The organism is Rugosimonospora acidiphila, assembly GCF_039543385.1.
Classification (GTDB): Bacteria; Actinomycetota; Actinomycetes; order Mycobacteriales; family Micromonosporaceae; genus Rugosimonospora; species Rugosimonospora acidiphila.
In genome coordinates, this window is the sequence record NZ_BAABJQ010000009.1 from 110,337 (window position 1) to 128,968 (window position 18,632).

An 18,632-nucleotide genomic window follows, 5' to 3' on the forward strand; every position below is an offset into this window, starting at 1 on the left:
GTGATGGTCTGTGGTCAGATGTTGAGGCTCATCGCGCGGTCCACCGAGATCTCGATGGCTATCCGGCCGGGCGGTTCCGGGGGTGGCGCCCCGTAGCGGGCGGCGTACCGGCGGGCGGCCTCGTACACCCGCTCCGGCGCTCCCGATATCGTGGCCCCACCCTCCAGCGTGACCCAGCGGAACCCGACCGCCTGGCACAACGCCACCCGGCCGCCCGGGCGGGCCAGCACGTTGCGGGCCTTGCGCGACGAGGCCACCGTCAGGACCCGGGCCAGTTGCCCCACGCGGTCCCAGGTGAACCGGACGGCCACCACGTGAGGTGAGCCGTCCGGTCGCAGCGTGGTCAGCGTGGCGAGACGGGGCTCGGCCAGGAACGCCTCGACCCCGGGTGGCAGCGGCGGCCTCACCGGAAGGCGTCGACGTGGCGCCCCAGCCAGTCGGCGAAGCTGCGCGGGGCGCAGCCGAGGACCCGCTCGACGTCCGGGCTGATCCGCTGCTCGGCATCGGTCGGCTCGCCGAGGATGGCCAGGGTGCCCTCGACCACGGGCTCCGGCATGAACCGCAGCATCTGTGCGCGGGCCTCGTCGCGGGACTGTTCGACGAACCGGACCGGCTCACCGAGCGCGACCCCGATCGCCTCGGCCCGCTGCCGGGGCGTGGTCAGCGCCGGCCCGGTCAGCTCGTACACCCGGCCCGCGTGGCCCTCGCCGCACAGGGCTACGGCCGCGACGTCGGCGATGTCGGCCGGGTCGATGGACGGCAGCCCGACGTCGCCGAACGGTGCGGCCACCGTGCGCTGTGCCCGCACCCCCGGCGCCCAGGCGTACGCGTTGGAGTCGAACCCGCCCGGCCGAAGTACCGTCCAGGCCAGCTCCGACCCGGTGACCGCCTCCTCGAACGCGCCCGCGTGGCGGTAGGACTCCGGCCGCGTACCGGCGCCCTGCGTGGACAGCAGCACCACCCGCCGCACCCCGCCGGCCTTGGCGGCGTCGAGGATGCCGTGCGCGTCGTCGCCCGCCACGAGCAGGAACAGCGCGTCGGCGCCGTCGAGCACCGGCCGCAGCGTCTGCGGATCGGCCAGATCGGCGGCCCGGCTGACGACGCCCTCCGGCAGTCCGTCGATCGGCCTACGCCCCACGGCGGTCACCGTCTCGCCGGCCGCCACCAGGGCATCGACCAGCGGTCGGCCCACGTTTCCGGCCGCCCCCATCACCACAATCATCATCAAACTCCTTCGATGGAGCGCCGGATCCCGGCGCGCCGCCCGGCGGCGGCCCGACGAAGCTAACACCCTGGGTATAGTAGGTACCTACAGGAAAGTGACTACCCGGAAGGACACCACATGGCGGCGACTCAGGTCGAGAAGCACGGGCCGGTCGACCCGGAGCAGGCCTGCCCGATCGCCCCGGTGGTGGACATCGTGTTCAGCCGCTGGACCACCCCGATCCTGTGGGCCCTCAACGAGTTCGGCCGGCAGCGGTTCGTCGAACTGGAGCGGTCGATCTCCTCGATCACGCCGAAGGTCCTGACCCAGCGGCTACGCCAGCTCGAACGCGACGGGCTGGTCGTGCGCACCTACCACCCCGAGGTGCCGCCCCGGGTGGAGTACGAGATCAGCGACCTCGGCCGCAGCCTCGCCCCGCTGTTCGCGAGCCTCTCCCAGTGGGCCACCACCAACCTCGACAGGGTGGACCAGGCCCGCCGCGACTACGACGCCAGGCCCTCGCGGTAGGCGCGGGGATCGCCAGAATCCCATACATCACCCGCTGGGAGTGATGCCCGCGCGTCGCGGCGCGTGTGATGCTGGGCTGGTCTGATCTCCGCAAGGCCGGGGCTACCCGAGCCAGGGGCGGCGGCCGACTTAAAGGGGGCGAGGGCAGTGGGACAGCCACCGGTCGAGGTGGTCAACGCGACGACGTCCGTGGTCAGCGATGCCCGCGGCGACATCGAGACCACCGGCACGGAGCCGCTGGGGCTTTTCGAGGCCGATACCCGGTTCCTGTCCAGATGGGTGCTGAGCATCGACGGCCAGCGCCCCACCCTGCTGTCCAACGACGTCCCGCGCTACTTCGAGGCCGAATTCCTGCTGGTGCCCGAGGAGGCGGCGGGCGGCAGCAGGCTGCGGGTCACCCGCAACCGCACGCTCTCCCAGGGGCTGCGCGAGACGGTGCTGCTCTCCCATCAGGGCGACACACCCGTGGAGGTGACGGTCCGCGTGGACGCGGACGCCGACTTCGCCGTACGGTCCGAGGCCGGCGGCGCACCGGCGCACCACGGCATCGCGTACCGCAGAATCGAGCGCGATACCCTCATCCTCGGCCTCGACGGCGACGGCTCCCACCGCCAGACGGCGATCAGCGCGAGCGCGCCGGCCGAACTCGACCAGAACGGGCTCACCTTCCGCGTCCACCTCGAACCGCGGCGAGACTGGTCGGTGGAGCTACTCGTGTCCCTGGCCGACGGCACGGCCTCCGCCGCAAGGCGGTGAGGCGAGCGCGGGTCAGGGGCGCAGCACCACCTTGGTGAGCTCCTCGCGCTTGTGCTTGTGCAGCTCGAATCCGCGCGGCGCCTCGTCCAGGCTCATCCGGTGGGTCACCACGAAGCTCGGGTCGATGTCGCCTTTGCGGATGCGTTCGTAGAGCGGGCGCAGGTACCGCTGCACGTGGCACTGTCCACTGCGGATGGTCAGCGACCGGTTCATCACCGTACCCATCGGAAACTTGTCGATGAACCCGAGGTACGCGCCGATGACCGATACGATGCCGCCGCTGCGGCAGGCCAGGATGGCCTCCCGCAACGCGTGCGGGCGGTCCGTCTCCAGCCGGGTGGCCTGCTTCACCCGGTCGTAGGCGTTGAGCGGGCCGACCGAGTGGTGCGCCTCCGAGCCGACCGCGTCGATGCACGCGTCCGGCCCACGCCCCGCGGTCAGCTCCCGCAACGCGTCCAGCACATCGGTCTGTTCGTAGTTGAGGATCTCCGCGCCGGCCTTGTCCCGGGCCATCCGCAGCCGGTACGGGTACCGGTCGATCGCGATGACCCGTTCGGCGCCGAGCAGGTACGCGCTGGCGATGGCGAACTGTCCCACCGGCCCGGCGCCCCAGACCGCGATCACGTCACCCGGCCTGATCTCGCACAGCTCGGCGCCCATGAAGCCGGTCGGGAGGATGTCGGACAGGAACAGCAGCTTCTCGTCGGGCAGGTCGTCGTCCACCTTCAGCGGCCCCACATCCGCGAACGGCACCCGGACGTACTGCGCCTGGCCGCCGGCGTAGCCGCCCAGCATGTGCGAGTACCCGTAGATCCCGGCCGGCGAGTGACCCATGATCTTCTCGGCGATCAGGGCATTGGGGTTGGAGTTCTCGCAGACCGAGTACATCCCGTGCGCGCACGCGCTGCAGTTCCCGCAGGCGATGGGGAACGGCACCACCACCCGATCGCCGGCCCTCAGGTTGTCCACCGCCGGACCGACCTCGACCACCTCGCCCATGAACTCGTGACCGAGGACGTCTCCGCGCCTCATCGTCGGCACGTACCCGTTGTAGAGGTGCAGGTCCGATCCGCAGATGCTGGTCGACGTGACCTTGACGATGGCGTCCCGGTCGTTGAGGATCCGCGGGTCGGGCACCTCCCGGATCTCGACGGAGTTGCGCCCCATCCAGCAGTTGGCCTTCATCGGACTTCCCTCCGGCCGGTTCCCTGTCGCGGCCTGCCGGGTCGCTGCGCCAGCTGCCGGCGGGCGTTCAAGCCGTCCGGGCTCGCGTCCGACCGGGTCACCTCGCCGGTCTCGATGACCTGCTTGAACCGTCGCAGATCGTCGCGGGCCTGCTGGTACGGGTGCTCACCGAACAGCTTGGCCACCGCCGCGCCGAGCCGTCCCGCCGGCGGCGAGAAGTCCAGCTCGACCCGGACCTCGGTGCCGCGTCCCCCCGGGGCCGGCGCGAAGCTGACCTGGCCCGAGTTCTTGACGTCCGCGCCGTCCACGCTGCGCCACGCGATCAGTTGCCGCGGCCGGTCCTCGACCAACTCGGCGTCCCACTCGACGCTGCGGCGGCCGGGAGCCCTCGCGGTCCAGTGCGAGCCGCCCTGCCCGGTCGCCCGCACCGACTCGAGGTGGTACATGAAGCTGGGCAGGTTCTCCAGGTCGCGCCAGAACCGGTACGCCTCCTCCGGCGCCCGGTCCACGGTCACCGAGGCCCGTACCCGCAGCGCCTCGCGCCGCCGGCCCCGGGCCCGGATCACGCCGAGCGCGGCGACCGCCCCCAGCCCCAGGCTGGCGACCCCCAACGGTCGGATGAGCCGGCCCACCGCCCCACCGTCGTTTCTGCCCATCGTTTCGCGGCCCCGCCCTCGTTGGCCGGCTTCGCGCGGCGAGCCGGGTCGACGGTGGCCGTACCCCGTAATTCCCGCGCCACTCGCGCTCCGCCGGCCCCCGAACGTAACCGGCCGGCCGCCCCCTCATCCGGAGGCGGCCGGCCGGTTACGTGACGGCGGATGGGGCGGCTGCCTCACTTCACAAGGACTGCCTCACTCCACAAGGGACAGTGCCTGGCTCGGGCAGATGTCCACCGCCTCCCGCACCCGCGCCGAAACCTCCGAATCCAACGGCTCGTCGCGCAGGAGCACGACGGTGCCGTCCTGCTCGTCCTGGTCGAATGTCGTCGGGTCGGTCAGCACGCACTGGCCGGCCCCCACGCACCGACTGGTATCCGCGACCACACGCATGACGCCCCCTATCCCTCGACGGTGTCCCAGGTGACGGGGAGTTCATACAGGCCGTAGATGGCGGCGTCGTCCTTGAACGGCAGCTCATCGACGCTCGCCGCCAGCCGCAGCCCCGGCACCCGGCGGAACAGTGTATCGAAGACGATCTGCAGCTCCAGGCGGGCCAGGTTCTGGCCCAGGCACTGGTGCGGCCCGAAGCCGAACGCGACGTGGTGCCGCGCGCCGCGGTCGAAGTCCAGCCGGTCGCCGTCCTCGAAGGCCGCCGGGTCGCGGTTGGCGGTGTTGCCGAGCGCGATGACGCCCTCGCCGGCGCGGATGAGCACCCCGCCGATCTCCACGTCCTGGATGGCGACCCGGGACACCGCGAACTCGGCGATGGTGAAGTACCGCAGCAACTCCTCGACGGCGCGGGGCGTGACCTCCGGATCCGCGCGCAGCGCCGCCAGTTGCGCGGGATTCTCGAGCAGGGTCATCACGCCCAGCGAAATCATGTTCGCCGTGGTCTCGTGCCCCGCCAGCAGCAGCAGGAAGCCCAGGTTCACCAGGTCATCCCGGTCGCCGGACTGCGCGAGCTGCCGGCTGAACAGGTCGTCCCCGGGGTCGCGCTCCTTCTGCACGAGCAGCTCCCGGATGTACGAGCGCAGGGCGCCCACCGCCTCCCTGCGCTGTTCCGGCGGCGTGGTGCGGCGCAGCAGCATGCCGGAGTTGCGCTGGAAGAACTCGTGATCGGCGTAGGGCACGCCGAGCAGTTCACAGATCACCAGCGACGGCACCGGCAGGGACAGCGCCTGGACCAGGTCGGCCGGGCGCGGCCCGGCGAGCATGGCGTCGAGGTGCTGGTCGACGATCTGCTGGATGCGCGGGCCGAGCGCGTTCATCCGCTTGACCGTGAACTCGCCGACCACCGCGCGTCTGGCCTCGCCGTGCTCCGGCGGATCCATCCCGAGCAGCATGCGCCCGGGCATGGCGGCCTGCGGGCGCCCGGAGAAGAACTGGGGGAAGCCCGGGTGCTGGCGGTCGGAGCTGAACCGGGGATCGTTCAGCATCGTGCGAACGTCCTCGAGCCGGCTCACCGCCCACACCGAGGCGCCGCTGGGCAGGGTCACGCGGGCTACCGGCTCCTCTTCGCGCAGCCGGACGTGCTCGGCCGGTGGCGCGTACGGGCAGGTACGGGTGACGGGAAACGCCGAAGTCGCCACAGTTCCACCTCAATCTGGCATGCGGACGAAATCCCTCCGGATTTCTCGACGGTATCGCAACCGGAAGGTTCTCGTCCACATCAGTGGAGTGGGAGAATCACATCATGACGGCGGAAGCGGGAACTCGGCTGCGGGCCGACGCGCGCCGGAACCGTGACCAGATCATGGCGGCGGCCAAGGAGGTCTTCGCCGAACTCGGCCCCGACGTGCCGATGGAGGAGATCGCCCGCCGAGCCGGGGTCGGCGTCGGGACGCTGTACCGGCGCTTCCCCGATCGCGAGGCGCTGATCCGCGCGGTGGCCCAGGAGAACTTCGGCGCGGTGCTCGACGACGCCCGCGCGGCGACCGCCGAGGAGCCCACGGCGTGGGACGCCCTGGTCCGCCTCATGCGCCGCTCGCGCGACCTGCGGCTCAGCGTGCGCCTCGCGGTGCTGTCCCCCTCGGCCTGGGCGGCGATGCGCGACGACCCGCAGATCCGGCAACTGCGCGACGGCATCATGGCCGCGCTGGACGACCTCGTGCGCGCCGCCCAGGCCGAGGGCGTGCTGCGTGACGACGTGGGCCCGGGCGATGTGGCCGCGCTCGTGTCGCTGCTGCTGCGACGGGTGCCCGCCGACAGCGACGCCACGGCGGAGCTGATCGCGGAGCGCGCGCTCGTGGTCATCCTCGACGGCCTGCGCGCCGACCCGGGCAGCCCGCTACCCGGCCGCCCGGTGACCATCCGGGATCTCGGCGACTGATTTCGGCCTCACCGCCGGGCGTGGCCGACCCGCGGACGCCTCAGGACTGCTCCGAAGGCGCCTCAGAAGTGCTCCAGCAGTTCGGCGAAGCCGGTCAGGACCAGCACGCGATCGTCCGTCGCGTCGATGTCGTCCTGCTCGAGCACCCAGGTGTGCTCGTGCGGGATGAACACCGCGTTCAGGCCGGCGGCACGGGCCGGGCGGATGTCGGAACGGGGCGAGTTGCCGATCATCCAGGTGAGTTCGGTCCGCAGGCCATGCCGGTCGATGAGCGCCAGGTAGGTGTCGACGTTCTTCTCCGGGACTATGTGAATGTGCTCGAAGTGGCGGCCCAGCTTGGACGCGTCGAGCTTGCGCTGCTGCTCTTCCTTGTCTCCCTTGGTCAGCAGCATCAACTGGTACCGATCCGCCAGGATCTCGAGCGTGGTGGAGACATCCCGGATCAGCTCGACCTCGTTGCGGCTCAACGCACCGGCCAACTCGTTGATGGCGGTGCGCTCGGCGGGATCGGCCGGGCGTTCGGAGAGCCGCTCGAAGCAGTCGTGCAGGCTGCGCAGCAACACCTTCGCGCCGTAGCCGTGCGTGACGGCGTTGGCCGCCTCGATCTCGTCGAGCACCGCGCGCATCTCGGTGAGGTCGCGCGTGGGGTGCGCCATCCAGCGCAGGAAGTCGTCGATGACCCGTTCGAAGAGAACGTTGTTCTCCCACAGGGTGTCGTCGGCGTCGAAAATCAACGTTCTGGCGGACGCGCTGGAAGTCACGGGCAGACGGTACCAAGGCAGGGTTCGGGCCGTCCCGCACGTCCAGGCGCAGGCCGGGGATGCGGTGGGGCGTGAGGGTCAGTGCTGTTCTCCTCGCTGGTCCTGGTCGAATGTCGAAGAACAACGGGAGGTTGCCGGCGATCGGCCTCAGGCCGCCGGTGCGGGCGGTCCGAGCACCGCGATCGAGGCCCGCACCGCCACCTCGGTGATGTCGCCGACCTCGCCGCCGTCCTCGACCGTCGTCGCGATCAGCTCGCGCAGCCCGCCGAGCAGCATGACGGCCAGTTGCCGGGGCACCGGGCCGACCCCGTGCGAGCGCCACTCGTCGGTGTCGCACAGGGTCTGCACCATCGTGACGAAGGACTCCATCACCTCGCGCTGCAGGTCCCGGGCCGCCTGGCCGAGCGAGGGCAGGTCGCGGATCCAGGCCAGGGTGATGGCGGGCGCCGACTGGGCGCCTCTGATCCAGGCCTCCACCGCCTGGCGCACTTGGGTGGCCCAGGGCGCGGCCGGGTCGACGGAGGCGGAGATGTGCCGCACCACCTCCGCGTTGGCGTCGGACAGCAGCGCGATCAGGCACGCGTCCCGGCCAGCGAAGTGCTCGTAGAAGGTGCGCCGCGAGGTGCGCGCCCGGCGCACGATGTCCGCCACCGTGGTGGCCCGGTAGCCGTCGGCCGCGATCGACGCGGCGAGGCCGTCGAGCAGTCGCTGGCGGAAGGCACCGGGATCGTCGGCCGCCGTTCCGGCGCGGTCGGCGGGGCGCTGGCGGCCCGCGGTCGCCCGGGACCCAGTCGTCACGATGGACCAGTCGTCGCGATGGACACCGTCGTCACGATGGACCAGTCGTCGCGATGGACACCGTTTCGCCTCCGCCCTCCGGGCCTTGAACGCGATGGTACTGCGGCGTACCGTCGGCTGGTACGCGACCGTACCAGCCGAGGAGGCGGCGGCCCATGGCCACGATGACCCTTCCTCCGGGGCCGACCAGCCCCCGCGCCGTGCAGGCCGTGCGGCTGACCATCATGGGGCGCGGCATGCCACGTCTGCGGCGCCGCTACGGCGACGCCTTCACCATCAACCTGCCCTACTTCGGCCGGACGGTGGTCATCAGCGACCCGGCCGAGATCAAGCAGCTGTTCCAGACCGGCCCGGACGTCGTCGACAACCTCGAACGCAACCTCGGCCGGGTGCTGGGGCGGGACTCTCTGTTCGCGCAGTACGGGCCGGATCACCGCCGGCAGCGCAAGCTGCTGGTTCCGCCGTTCCACGGCCGGCGGCTGGCCGCGTACGAGCGGATCGTCGAGGACGAGACCGTGCGCGAGCTGGCGACCTGGCCGCAAGACCTGCCGTTTCCCACGATGCCGTCGATGCGCCGCATCACCCTCAACGTCATCCTGCGTGCCGTGTTCGGTGCCCAGGGCACCGAGCTCGCGGAGCTGCGCGAGTTGCTGCCCCGGCTGGTCACGCTCGGCTCCTGGCTGGCCGCGCTGCCGGTTCCCGCCGTGGACCTGGGCCGGTGGAGCCCATGGGGCCGGTTCCGGATTCTCCGCGGGCGATACGACGCGATCATCGACCGGCTGCTGACCAAGAGCCATCAGGGCCCGAACCTGGACGGGCGCGATGACATCCTCGCCATGCTGCTGCAGAGCCGCTACGACGACGGCTCGCCGATGGGCCGGGGCGAGATCGCCGACCAGCTACTCACCCTGCTGTCCGCCGGGCACGAGACCACCGCCACGACGCTGGCCTGGGCCATCGAGCGACTACGCCGCCACCCGGACGTACTGCGCGACCTGGTGGCGGAGGTGGACGAGGGCGGCGGCGCGCTGCGCCAGGCGGCGATCGTCGAGGTGCAGCGCACCCGCCCGGTCATCGAGACGGTCGGGCGGCAGGTGCGGGCGGACAGTTTCCAGCTGGGCCGCTGGACGCTGCCCCGGGGCTGCGTGGTCCTCGTCGGCATCGCGCTCACCCACGAGGACGAGTCGGTCTTCCCGAACCCGCAGGCGTTCGACCCGCACCGGTTCCTCGACGCCAAGCCGGACCTTTACGAGTGGATCCCGTTCGGCGGGGGCACCCGGCGCTGCCTCGGCGCGGCCTTCGCGACCATGGAGATGGACGTGGTGCTGCGCACCCTGCTGCGCGACCTCACGCTGCTGCCGACGGACGAGCCCGGGGAGCGCCGGCAATCGCGCGGGATAGCGGTCGCCCCGGCCGGCGGCGGCCTGGCCGTGGTGCGCCGCCGGACAACGGCCGCCCCGGCCTCGAACCCGACAACGGAGAGCGCATGACCGAGCAGGTGGTTGACGTCGGGCGCGGCATCTCGCTGGCCTACGAGCAGATCGGTGAGCCCGACGCCGAGCCCATGATCCTGGTGGCCGGGCTCGGCCAGCAGCTGCACAGCTGGCCGACCGAGTTCTGCGAGCTGCTCGCCGGGCGGGGCTACCGGATCGTGCGCTTCGACAACCGCGACGCCGGCAGGTCGACCCACGCGACCTTCCGGCCGCCCAGCGTCGCCGCGGCGATCGCCCGGCGCTGGCCGGCGGAGCAGTACGACCTCACCGACCTGGCGACCGACACCGTCGGGCTGCTCGACGCGCTGGGCTACCTCGACGCCCACGTGGTGGGCATCTCGATGGGTGGCATGATCGCGCAGCTGGTCGCCGCGCGGTGGCCGCACCGGGTGCGTACCCTCACCTCGATGATGTCGATGACCGGATCGCGCCGCGCCGGGCGGCCGGCGCTGTCCACCTGGCGGCTGATGGCCGCCCGGCCGCCGGCGACCCGGCAGGGCAGCATCGACCACGCCATCCGGATGTTCCGGCACATCGGCTCGCGCGGGTTCGCCTTCGACGAGGCGGAGGTGCGCGAGCTGGCCGGCCTGGCCTACGACCGGGACCCCTCGCGCGCCGGGGTGGCCCGCCAGCTCGCCGCGATCTTCCGCTCCGGCGACCGGACCGCGGCGCTGCGCGCGATCACCGCGCCCACCCTGGTCGTCCACGGCGACCGGGACCGGATGGTCCACCCGTCCGGCGGGGAGGCCACCGCGCGGGCGATCCCCGGCGCCCAACTCGTGACCATCCCCGGCCTGGGCCACGACCTGCCGCGCGGCGCCTGGCCGACGCTGCTGGACTTCATCGACACACATGCCCACCGTGGCGGGATCGACACGCCCGCCCAACGTGGCGGGATCGACACGCCCGCCCACCGTCGGGGTGGGCGGGCCAGACTGACGGGGAGCGCCGATGCGCCGAGCGCGTCCTAGCATCACCGGCCGCCCGGTGATGATCACCGGTGCCGCCTCGGGTATCGGCCGCGGCCTCGCCCGGCGGCTGTCCGCGCTGGGCTCACCGGTGGCCATCGCCGACATCGACGAGGACGGGCTGGCCAAGACCGCGGCGTCGCTGTCCGGTCGGGTGCTGTCCCGGGTGCTCGACGTGCGGGACGCGGCCGACCAGGTGCGGTTCGCCGCCGAGGTACGCGCGTGGCTGCCGGCGCCGCTGGCGGCGGTGTTCAACAACGCCGGTGTGGCGGTGACCTCCAGCGTGCTGGACGCGGTGCCCGAGGACGACGACTGGCTGCACGACATCAATTTCAAGGGCGTGGTCAACGGCACCCGGGCGTTCCTGCCGATCCTGGTCGAGCAGGACGACGGCGTCATCGTGAACACGTCCAGCGTGTTCGGGCTCGCGGGCATGCCGTACCAGAGCGCCTACTGTGCCGCGAAGTTCGCGGTACGCGGCTTCACCGAGGCGCTGCGCCAGGAGCTACGCGGCACCGGGGTGCGCGCGGTCACCGTGCACCCGGGCGGTGTCACCACGAACATCGCCCGCAACGCCCGGATGCGCAAGGATCCGCTGGGCCTCGGCCGGACGAGGGAGCAGATGGCCGCGCAGTTCGAGGCCATCACCCTGACCTCCCCCGACAAGGCGGCGATGATCATCCATCGCGGGGTCGAGGCCGGCAAGGCCCGCATCCTGGTCGGCCCGGACGCGTACCTGTTCGACGCGTTGACCCGGGTGGCGCCCACCCACTACTACTCGGTCATCGCGCGCCTGCGCTCGACGCTCGGCGCCCGTCGTGGGGAGGCCGTGTGAACACCCCGACAGAACCCGTCGACGCGGACACCGCGACGGGACCCGTCGACGCGGACACCGCGATGGAGCACGTCGACGTGCTCATCATCGGTGCCGGCCTGTCCGGAGTCGGCGCCGCGTACCACCTCCAGTCGGCGTTTCCGCGGCGCGGCTACGCGATCCTGGAGGCGCGCGACGCCATCGGCGGCACCTGGGACCTGTTCCGCTACCCCGGGGTGCGCTCGGACTCGGACATGCACACCCTCGGCTACCGGTTCCGGCCGTGGACCATGGCCAAGGCCATCGCGGACGGCCCGGCCATCCTGGACTACGTCCGCGACACCGCGCGGAAGGCGGGCATCGACCGGCGCATCCGGTTCGGCCACCGCGCGGTGCGCGCCGAGTGGTCGAGCCGGCACGCCCGCTGGACGGTCGAGGTCGCACGCGGCGGCGAGACGGTGTTGATGACCGCGCACTTCCTGTACCTGTGCACCGGCTACTACCACTACGACGCCGGCTACCGGCCGGACTTCCCCGGCATCGGCCGGTTCATCGGATCGGTGGTGCATCCGCAGCACTGGCCCGCCGACCTGGACTACACCGGCAAGCGCGTGGTCGTCATCGGCAGCGGCGCGACCGCGGTGACCCTGGTGCCGGCGATGACCGACCGGGCCGCCCACGTGACGATGCTGCAGCGCTCCCCCACGTACGTCGCGGCCCGACCGTCGGAGGACCCGATCGCCAACCGGCTGCGGCGGCTGCTCGGCAACCGGGGAGCGTACCCGCTGACGCGGTGGAAGAACGTCCTGTTCGGCACGGTCTTCTACGAGCTCAGCCGGCGCCGCCCGCACCTGGTCAAGGGGCTGCTGCGCAAGGCGGCGACCCGGCAACTGCCACCCGGGTACGACGTGGACACCCACTTCGCCCCGCGCTACCAGCCCTGGGACCAGCGGCTGTGCCTGGCACCCGACGGCGACCTGTTCTCCGCCATCCGGGCCGGGCGCGCCTCGGTACGCACCGATGAGATCGCCGAGTTCACCGAGACCGGGGTGCGCCTGCGCTCCGGCGCGGAGTTGGACGCGGACATCGTGGTCACCGCCACCGGGCTGCGGCTGCTGGCCCTCGGCGGCATGCGGCTGAGCGTGGACGGGCGGGACGTGACGCTGTCGGAGACGATGGCGTACAAGGGCATGATGCTGTCCGGGGTGCCGAACTTCGCATTCACCATCGGGTACACCAACGCGTCCTGGACGCTCAAGGCCGACCTGGTCGGCGAGTACGTGGTCCGGCTGCTGCGCTACCTCGACGCGCACGGGTACGACCAGTGCGTGCCGCACAACGACGACCCGACGGTGACCGAGACGCCCCTGTTGGACTTCCAGGCCGGCTACATTCTGCGCGCCATCGACGAGTTCCCGCGCGCCGGTTCGCGGGCACCCTGGCGGCTGGGCATGAGTTACGCGCACGACGTGGTGAATCTGCGCTACGGCCGGGTCAACGACGGCGCGATGTGCTTCTCCCGCCGGTCCACGGCCCGCGAGGCGGTACCCCGGCCGGCCTGAGGACACCCCGACCATCGGCCGCCCCAACCATCGACCGATCCGGCCTCAGCCGGCGAGGTCGGCCCGGCACAGGTCGGTGGCCATGCAGGCGGCACCCATCACCTCGGCGCTGGTGCCCAGCGCCGAGACGGTCACCTTCATCATGGCGGTGGTGGCGGGCTGCGCGTACCGGTTGAGGGACTCGACGATCGGCTGGAGCAGCACGTCCCCGCAGCCGCTGAGTACGCCGCCGATGACCAGCGCACCGGGGTTCAGGTTGGTGCACAGATCGGCGATCGCCCGGCCGAGGATCCGGCCGGCGTCGCTGACGATGCGGCGGGCGAACGGATCGCCGCTTTTCACGAGGTCGACCACGGCGGCCAGGCTGAGCGGCACACTGGCCGTGGGCTGCAACAGTTCGAGGATGCGCCGCCCAGAGACCCGGGTGTCCAGGCAGCCCCGGCTGCCGCACCAGCAGACCGCGCCGTCCTCGTCGACGAGGATGTGCCCGATCTCGCCTGCTATCCCGGCGGCCCCCCGGTACAGCCGGCCGCCGAGCACGAGGCCGGCGCCCACGCCGCTGGAGAGCTTGACGTAGACGAGGTCCTCGGCCCCGGACGCGCTGCCGATGCGCGCCTCGGCCAGGGCGCCGAGGTTGGCGTTGTTCTCGATGGCGACCGGCATGCCCAGCCGGGTCTCCAGCACCTCCCGCGGCACCACGCCCGTCCATCCGTTGAGGATCCGGCCCTGGGTGAACGTGCCGGTCGCCCGGTTGATGGGCGCCGGCAGGCCGACGACCACCTGGCGCACGAGGTCCTTGCCGATGCCGGACTCCGCGAGCATGTCGTTGACGAAGCCGACCGCCACCGACAGCGACTCCTCGGCGAACTCGTCGACCTCCGCGACGGTGCTGGCTCGCTGAGCCAGCACCGCGCCGGTGAGGTCGGCCAGCACGGCGCGCACGTGGGTACGTCCGAAGTCGATGCCGATGACGGCGCCGGTCGATGGCGCCACCCACAGCAGCGACGCGCGCCGCCCGCCGTTCGGGCCGGCGACCCCCTCGCCCTCCACGATGGCGGCCTCGGCCAGCAGTTCGCTGACCAGTCCCCAGACCGTGGTGCGGGACAGCCCGGTGACCTCGCACAGCCGGGCCCGGGTCATCGGCCCGTACCGCATCAGGGCCTGCATGATCTGGCCGCCGGTGGCTCTGCCGGTCCGCCGGCGGGCGGGTACCGCGGTGAGATCCGCCGTCCGCCCGCCGGGGTCCAGGTTGGTGGTCACAACGTCGCCGCGATTCGCGACTCCAGGTCAAGGCCCCGCGCCCAGGCCCGGAACTGCCCGACGTTGTCCCGGTCTACCACCAGCGGCTGTGGCCGCAGCAGGTTTCCGGTCAGGTCGTCGGTGCGCAGTCCGAGCAGGGTCAAGGTCTCCTCATCTCCGAGCCGTGCCAGGTTCGCAAGCGCCGCGACGGCGTAGTAGCCGAAGTAGTACTCCCTGATCCATATACTCGCACGCACGGTGCCGGCCTCGATGGCGGCCACCGTCTCGGGCAGCATGTCGAACCCGATGATGGCGATGTCGTCGCGGCCGGCGGCCTCCACGGCGCGCGCCTGCACGGGTGCGTGGTAGCCGTACACACCGAAGAAGCCGCCGATGTCGGGGTGCTCGGACAGCAGCCGGTGGGCGTTGCGCTCGGCGGCGTCGAGGCGCTCGCCGTCGTTGTCGCCGCCGACCACCTCTACGCCGGCGGCCGTCATCACCTCGGTGAAGCCGGCCAGCTTGCCGGTGGCACCGTGCGCGTCCGCCGACCCGGTCTGCACCGCGACCTTGCGCCGCTCCCCGAGCGCGTCGAGCATCAGGCGGCCCGCCTGCCGGCCCATCTCGACCGGGGCGAGCATGCCGACGTACATCAGCCGGCCGCTGTCCGGGGCGTCCAGATCCATCGTGATGATGGGGACGCCCCGGCGCCGCCCGGCCGCGACGGTGTCGGTGAAGGCGGTCTGGCTGGTGGCCACGAAGGCCAGCCCGTCGACTCCCTCGTCGAGGTACCGGTGGACGAGGGCCAACTGCTCATCGAGGGACTCGTACTCGGGCGCGTCGGCCAGCACCGTGACGCCCAGCCGCCGCCCCGCGTCGAGGGCGCCGGCGTTGACCATGTCCCAGTAGGCGCCACGGTTCTTCTCGATGAGCGCGATCCGGGCGGGCGCCTTGCCCTCCCGCCCGGGTACGCGTGGTTGCGCGGTCATCGTCGACCTCAGGCTCCGAGCACGATGGACTCATCGGCCGGCAGGTCAAGGCCGAGCAAGGTCGCGGAGCCGATGCCGAGGCCCGGCCGGTCCGACACGTCGGCGATGCCGTTGGTGATGGTGACCCCGCCCTCGGTCACGATGTCGACCTCGAACAGGGTGTGGCAGGCCGTGCCGGTGTACAGCGGCGAGCGGGAGGCGACCGCCAGGTGCGCGACCGCCGTGTTGGCGACCCGCATCTCGTTGATCTCGTCGACGATGTAGTCGACGTTCGCCGCCTCGGCGACCTTGATCATCTGCTGGCACTTCTGGATGCCGCCGACCCGGCTGATCTTCAGGCTCACGATGTCGGCGGCCTCGTTGTCGATGACCCGGGTCAGGTCGCCCACGGTACGGATACCGTCGTCGGCCATCACCGGGAATCTGATCTCGCGGCGGATTCGGGCCATTCCGCGCACGTCGTTGGCGAGGATCGGCTGCTCGAAGATCACCTTCTGGTTCAGGCCGACCTCCCGCTCCAGGATCCGCGCGATGTAGAGGGTCTGGTTGACCGACCAGGCCTGGTTGGCGTCCAGGCTCAGGATGACGTTCTCCCCGATGATCGGCAGCAGCTCGCGCACGATGTTGATGTCGTACTCGGTGTCCCCGCTCATCTTCTGCTTGAAGACCCGGTACCCCTCGGTCATCAGGCGCGCCATGTCGGCCGGGGTGTTCTCGTAGGTGGCCGGCGTGATGTGGGTACGCACGCCCTGGTGCACCCGGCCGCCGAGCAGTTGGTACACCGGCACGCCGATGACCTTTCCGGCCAGGTCGTGCAGCGCGATGTCGATGCCGGCCTTGGCGGCGATGTTGCCGCCGAGCGAGTACCGGTCCATGACGGCGTTGGCGTGCGTCAGCTCCAGCGGGTCCAGGCCCACGAGTCCGGACTTGAGCAGTTCGATGCCGCCCACCGTGGCCGCGGCGGTCTCACCGTAGAGGCCGGGGGTGTGCGCCGCCTCGCCGATTCCCACCACACCCTCGTCGGTGTGTACCTGGACGATGACGTTGGCCTGGACCTCGTCCTTGACGTAGAACCGCTTGTCCTTGCGGTACTCGGGCCGGTACTCGGCGCGAACCACGGTGCCGACGATGTCGGTGATTTTCACGAATGACTCCTAGAACAGAACTGCGTGGAACTCTGACGGCGGACGACGCGGGGTGCGCGGCGGGCGAGGGTCAGGTCGTCCGGTGCCGGCGGGACACCGAGTCGACGACCACGGCCGCCACCAGCACCGCGCCGATCACCATGTACTGCAGGTCGGAAACGAGGTTGAGCAGGAACATGCCGTTGTAGATCGAGCCGATCACCAGCCATCCGGTGACCGCCGACCAGGCGCTGCCGCGACCGCCGAACAGGCTGGTGCCGCCGATGACCGCGGCGGCGATCGAGTACAGCAGGATGGTGTCGCCACCGAGATCCTGGGACGCGGCGCCGACGTAGGACGCCGACATCACACCGCCCGCCGCCGCCATGGCACCGGAGATCGCGAAGACGGACACCCTGATCCGGTTCACCTTGATGCCGGCACGGCGGGCCGCCTCGGCGTTACCGCCCACGGCCAGCACGTGATGCCCGTACCGGGTCTGCGTGATCAGCGCCCAGAACCCGGCGGCCAGCACCAGGAAGATGATCAGCGCTATCGGTACGCCGATGGCGCGATTCAGCTCCCACACGACGATGAACAGCACCACGGCGGTGGCCACGATCTTCACCGCGACCAGGCCGACCGGGTCGTGCGCGAGGCCGGCTCGCTGGCGCCTGCGGCGTCCGGTGATGGTCAGCGCGGCGAGCCCGATGACGGCCAGCGCCGCGAGCCCGTAGCCGGCGGCCGGCGTGACGCTGCTGCCCTCCAGGTTGGAGATCGCGCCGCCGAACGGGAACCGGATGCTGCCGTTGGTGCCCAGCAGCCACAGTTGCAGGCCGAGGAACAGCAGCAGGCCGCCGAGGGTGACGATGAAGGACGGCACGTTGAACTTGGTGCGGACCAGGCCCTGCGCGGTGCCCAGGATCGCCCCGGCCACGATGGCCGCGAGGATGCCCAGGTACGGGTTCCAGCCGTCGTGCTCCACGAGCACGCCGAGGACCGCCGCGCCGACGCCACTGATCGAGCCGATCGACAGGTCGACCTCTCCCAGCAGCAGGATCATCACGACGCCCAGGGATATCAGGCCGCCGTACGAGATCTGCCGGGCCAGGTTGTGCAGATTGGTGTCGGCCAGGAACTCGCTGTTGATGGACTGGAAGATGACCCAGATGAGGACGGTGGCGATGATGACCGCCGAGGACCCCAGGTCGCCGCGGCGCAGGGCGCGCAGTCGCATCGAGACGATCTCGCCCAGCGAGGTCGGGGCCCGGAAGTGTTCGGCGCCCTGGTCCGGGGTCTCGCCCCGGGTGGCCGGCGACGCCGCGGGCCCGTGGGCCTGTGTCTGCGTCACGTGTCTGCTCCTTGCCTGGATGCCGTCGGCTGCCCGGGCGCCGCGGCGGCCGTCGCCGGCGTGTCCGCGGCCAGGCCGGTGATCGCGGCGACGACCGCCTCCCGCGTGGTGTCCGCGACGGTGAAGTCGCCACCGTTGCGGCCCAGTCGCAGCACGCTGATCCGGTCGGCGACCGCGAACACGTCCGACAGGTTGTGACTGATCAGCACGACGGCCAGCCCACGGCGCTTCAGCGTGGTCGTCAGCTCAAGGACGTGCGCGGTCTGCGTCACGCCCAACGCGGCGGTGGGCTCGTCGAGCAGGATCAGCTTGGGCTCGCCCAGCAGTGCGCGCGCGATGGCCACCGCCTGCCGCTGGCCGCCGGACAGCGACTCGACCCGCGACAGCACGTTGGGGATGCGCGCGCCCAGACCGGCCAGCAACTCCTTGGCCTGCTGTGCCATGGACACCTTGTCCATCAGCGGAACGATCCGCCGGGTGGACTCGAACAGCCGCTCCCGACCGAGGAACAGGTTGCCCACCACGTCCAGGTTGTCGGCCAGGGCCAGGTCCTGGTACACCGTCGCGATGCCGAGCCGGGTGACGTCGGTCGGGGCCTTCGGGGAGACCCGCTGGCCGTCGAAGACGAAGGTGCCCTCGTCGGCGGGCTGTACCCCGGAGATCGCCTTGATCAGCGTGGACTTCCCGGCGCCGTTGTCGCCGACCAGCGCGACGATCTCACCCGCGCGGGCCGTGAAGCGGATGTCGGCCAGTGCGTTGACCGCACCGAACCGCTTCGACACGCCGGTGAGTTCGAGCAGCGGGCGACCCACGTCGACACCCCCACCCGCACCACGGTCTCCGGCTCCGCGCTCGGGAGGCCGTTCGCTGTGCGC

20 protein-coding genes are annotated in these 18,632 nt (G+C 71.4%); 7 read left to right on the forward strand and 13 right to left on the reverse strand.

Features of this window, described 5'->3' with window-relative positions:
• Positions 1-14 precede the first annotated feature (14 nt).
• A complete protein-coding gene (locus ABEA87_RS17500) occupies positions 15-407 on the reverse strand; it encodes a pyridoxamine 5'-phosphate oxidase family protein (RefSeq protein ID WP_345630811.1) in 393 nt (130 codons plus the stop codon).
• A complete protein-coding gene (locus tag ABEA87_RS17505) occupies positions 404-1,225 on the reverse strand; it encodes an NAD(P)H-binding protein (RefSeq protein WP_345630813.1) in 822 nt (273 codons plus the stop codon). Before ABEA87_RS17505 ends, ABEA87_RS17500 begins: the two co-directional genes overlap by 4 nt.
• 117 nt (positions 1,226-1,342) lie before the next feature.
• Between ABEA87_RS17505 and ABEA87_RS17510 the strand changes: the two genes are divergently transcribed.
• Positions 1,343-1,732 (forward strand): winged helix-turn-helix transcriptional regulator, encoded by a 390-nt coding sequence (locus ABEA87_RS17510; RefSeq protein WP_345630815.1) that lies wholly within the window; start codon positions 1,343-1,345, stop codon positions 1,730-1,732.
• A gap of 147 nt (positions 1,733-1,879) precedes the next feature.
• Positions 1,880-2,488, forward strand: coding sequence for a glycogen debranching N-terminal domain-containing protein (locus ABEA87_RS17515; RefSeq protein WP_345630816.1), 609 nt, complete (start codon positions 1,880-1,882; stop codon positions 2,486-2,488).
• A gap of 12 nt (positions 2,489-2,500) precedes the next feature.
• On the opposite strand, the gene ABEA87_RS17520 is transcribed toward ABEA87_RS17515, so the two are convergent.
• The 4 genes from ABEA87_RS17520 to ABEA87_RS17535 form a co-directional block, all read right to left on the reverse strand.
• The gene (locus ABEA87_RS17520; protein WP_345630818.1) at positions 2,501-3,673 is read right to left on the reverse strand and encodes a zinc-dependent alcohol dehydrogenase; all 1,173 of its coding nucleotides are present in this window, start codon (positions 3,671-3,673) and stop codon (positions 2,501-2,503) included.
• On the reverse strand, positions 3,670-4,305 hold the full coding sequence (locus ABEA87_RS17525; RefSeq protein WP_345630820.1) for an SRPBCC family protein: 636 nt from the start codon (positions 4,303-4,305) through the stop codon (positions 3,670-3,672). Before ABEA87_RS17525 ends, ABEA87_RS17520 begins: the two co-directional genes overlap by 4 nt.
• A gap of 219 nt (positions 4,306-4,524) precedes the next feature.
• A complete protein-coding gene (locus tag ABEA87_RS17530) occupies positions 4,525-4,722 on the reverse strand; it encodes a ferredoxin (protein WP_345630822.1) in 198 nt (65 codons plus the stop codon).
• A gap of 8 nt (positions 4,723-4,730) precedes the next feature.
• The gene (locus ABEA87_RS17535; RefSeq protein WP_345630824.1) at positions 4,731-5,921 is read right to left on the reverse strand and encodes a cytochrome P450; all 1,191 of its coding nucleotides are present in this window, start codon (positions 5,919-5,921) and stop codon (positions 4,731-4,733) included.
• A 104-nt stretch (positions 5,922-6,025) separates the two neighbouring features.
• On the opposite strand from ABEA87_RS17535, the gene ABEA87_RS17540 reads away from it, so the two are divergent.
• The gene (locus tag ABEA87_RS17540; protein WP_345630826.1) at positions 6,026-6,661 is read left to right on the forward strand and encodes a TetR/AcrR family transcriptional regulator; all 636 of its coding nucleotides are present in this window, start codon (positions 6,026-6,028) and stop codon (positions 6,659-6,661) included.
• Positions 6,662-6,723: 62 nt separating this feature from the next.
• Here ABEA87_RS17540 and ABEA87_RS17545 read toward each other — a convergent pair whose 3' ends face one another.
• A complete protein-coding gene (locus ABEA87_RS17545) occupies positions 6,724-7,422 on the reverse strand; it encodes an HAD family hydrolase (protein ID WP_345630828.1) in 699 nt (232 codons plus the stop codon).
• A gap of 147 nt (positions 7,423-7,569) precedes the next feature.
• On the reverse strand, positions 7,570-8,220 hold the full coding sequence (locus ABEA87_RS17550; protein ID WP_345630829.1) for a TetR/AcrR family transcriptional regulator: 651 nt from the start codon (positions 8,218-8,220) through the stop codon (positions 7,570-7,572).
• Between the two features lie 155 nt (positions 8,221-8,375).
• On the opposite strand from ABEA87_RS17550, the gene ABEA87_RS17555 reads away from it, so the two are divergent.
• The 4 genes from ABEA87_RS17555 to ABEA87_RS17570 all read left to right on the forward strand — a co-directional run bounded on the left by ABEA87_RS17555 (position 8,376) and on the right by ABEA87_RS17570 (position 13,057).
• A complete protein-coding gene (locus ABEA87_RS17555; protein ID WP_345630831.1) occupies positions 8,376-9,710 on the forward strand; it encodes a cytochrome P450 in 1,335 nt (444 codons plus the stop codon).
• Positions 9,707-10,684 (forward strand): alpha/beta fold hydrolase, encoded by a 978-nt coding sequence (locus tag ABEA87_RS17560; protein WP_345630833.1) that lies wholly within the window; start codon positions 9,707-9,709, stop codon positions 10,682-10,684. The genes ABEA87_RS17555 and ABEA87_RS17560 overlap by 4 nt, the downstream gene beginning before the upstream one ends.
• Before the next feature lie 19 nt (positions 10,685-10,703).
• Positions 10,704-11,516: an SDR family NAD(P)-dependent oxidoreductase gene (locus ABEA87_RS17565; protein WP_345631040.1), complete on the forward strand. Its 813-nt coding sequence runs from the start codon at positions 10,704-10,706 to the stop codon at positions 11,514-11,516.
• Between the two features lie 62 nt (positions 11,517-11,578).
• Entirely contained in the window at positions 11,579-13,057 is a 1,479-nt protein-coding gene (locus tag ABEA87_RS17570; protein WP_345631041.1) for a flavin-containing monooxygenase, read from the forward strand.
• Positions 13,058-13,102: 45 nt separating this feature from the next.
• Here the strand turns inward: ABEA87_RS17570 and ABEA87_RS17575 are convergent, their stop codons facing one another.
• From ABEA87_RS17575 to ABEA87_RS17595, 5 genes are all read right to left on the reverse strand, one after another.
• Entirely contained in the window at positions 13,103-14,317 is a 1,215-nt protein-coding gene (locus ABEA87_RS17575; protein ID WP_345630834.1) for an ROK family protein, read from the reverse strand.
• Positions 14,314-15,282, reverse strand: coding sequence for a substrate-binding domain-containing protein (locus ABEA87_RS17580; RefSeq protein ID WP_345630836.1), 969 nt, complete (start codon positions 15,280-15,282; stop codon positions 14,314-14,316). The genes ABEA87_RS17575 and ABEA87_RS17580 overlap by 4 nt, the downstream gene beginning before the upstream one ends.
• A gap of 8 nt (positions 15,283-15,290) precedes the next feature.
• Positions 15,291-16,427 carry a mandelate racemase/muconate lactonizing enzyme family protein gene (locus ABEA87_RS17585; RefSeq protein WP_345630838.1) on the reverse strand — a complete coding sequence of 379 codons (1,137 nt, stop codon included), beginning with the start codon at positions 16,425-16,427 and terminating at the stop codon, positions 15,291-15,293.
• A 70-nt stretch (positions 16,428-16,497) separates the two neighbouring features.
• Entirely contained in the window at positions 16,498-17,757 is a 1,260-nt protein-coding gene (locus tag ABEA87_RS17590) for a sugar ABC transporter permease (protein ID WP_345630840.1), read from the reverse strand.
• Positions 17,754-18,569, reverse strand: a complete 816-nt coding sequence (locus tag ABEA87_RS17595; protein ID WP_345630842.1) for an ATP-binding cassette domain-containing protein — start codon at positions 18,567-18,569, stop codon at positions 17,754-17,756. Before ABEA87_RS17595 ends, ABEA87_RS17590 begins: the two co-directional genes overlap by 4 nt.
• Positions 18,570-18,632: the final 63 nt, after the last annotated feature.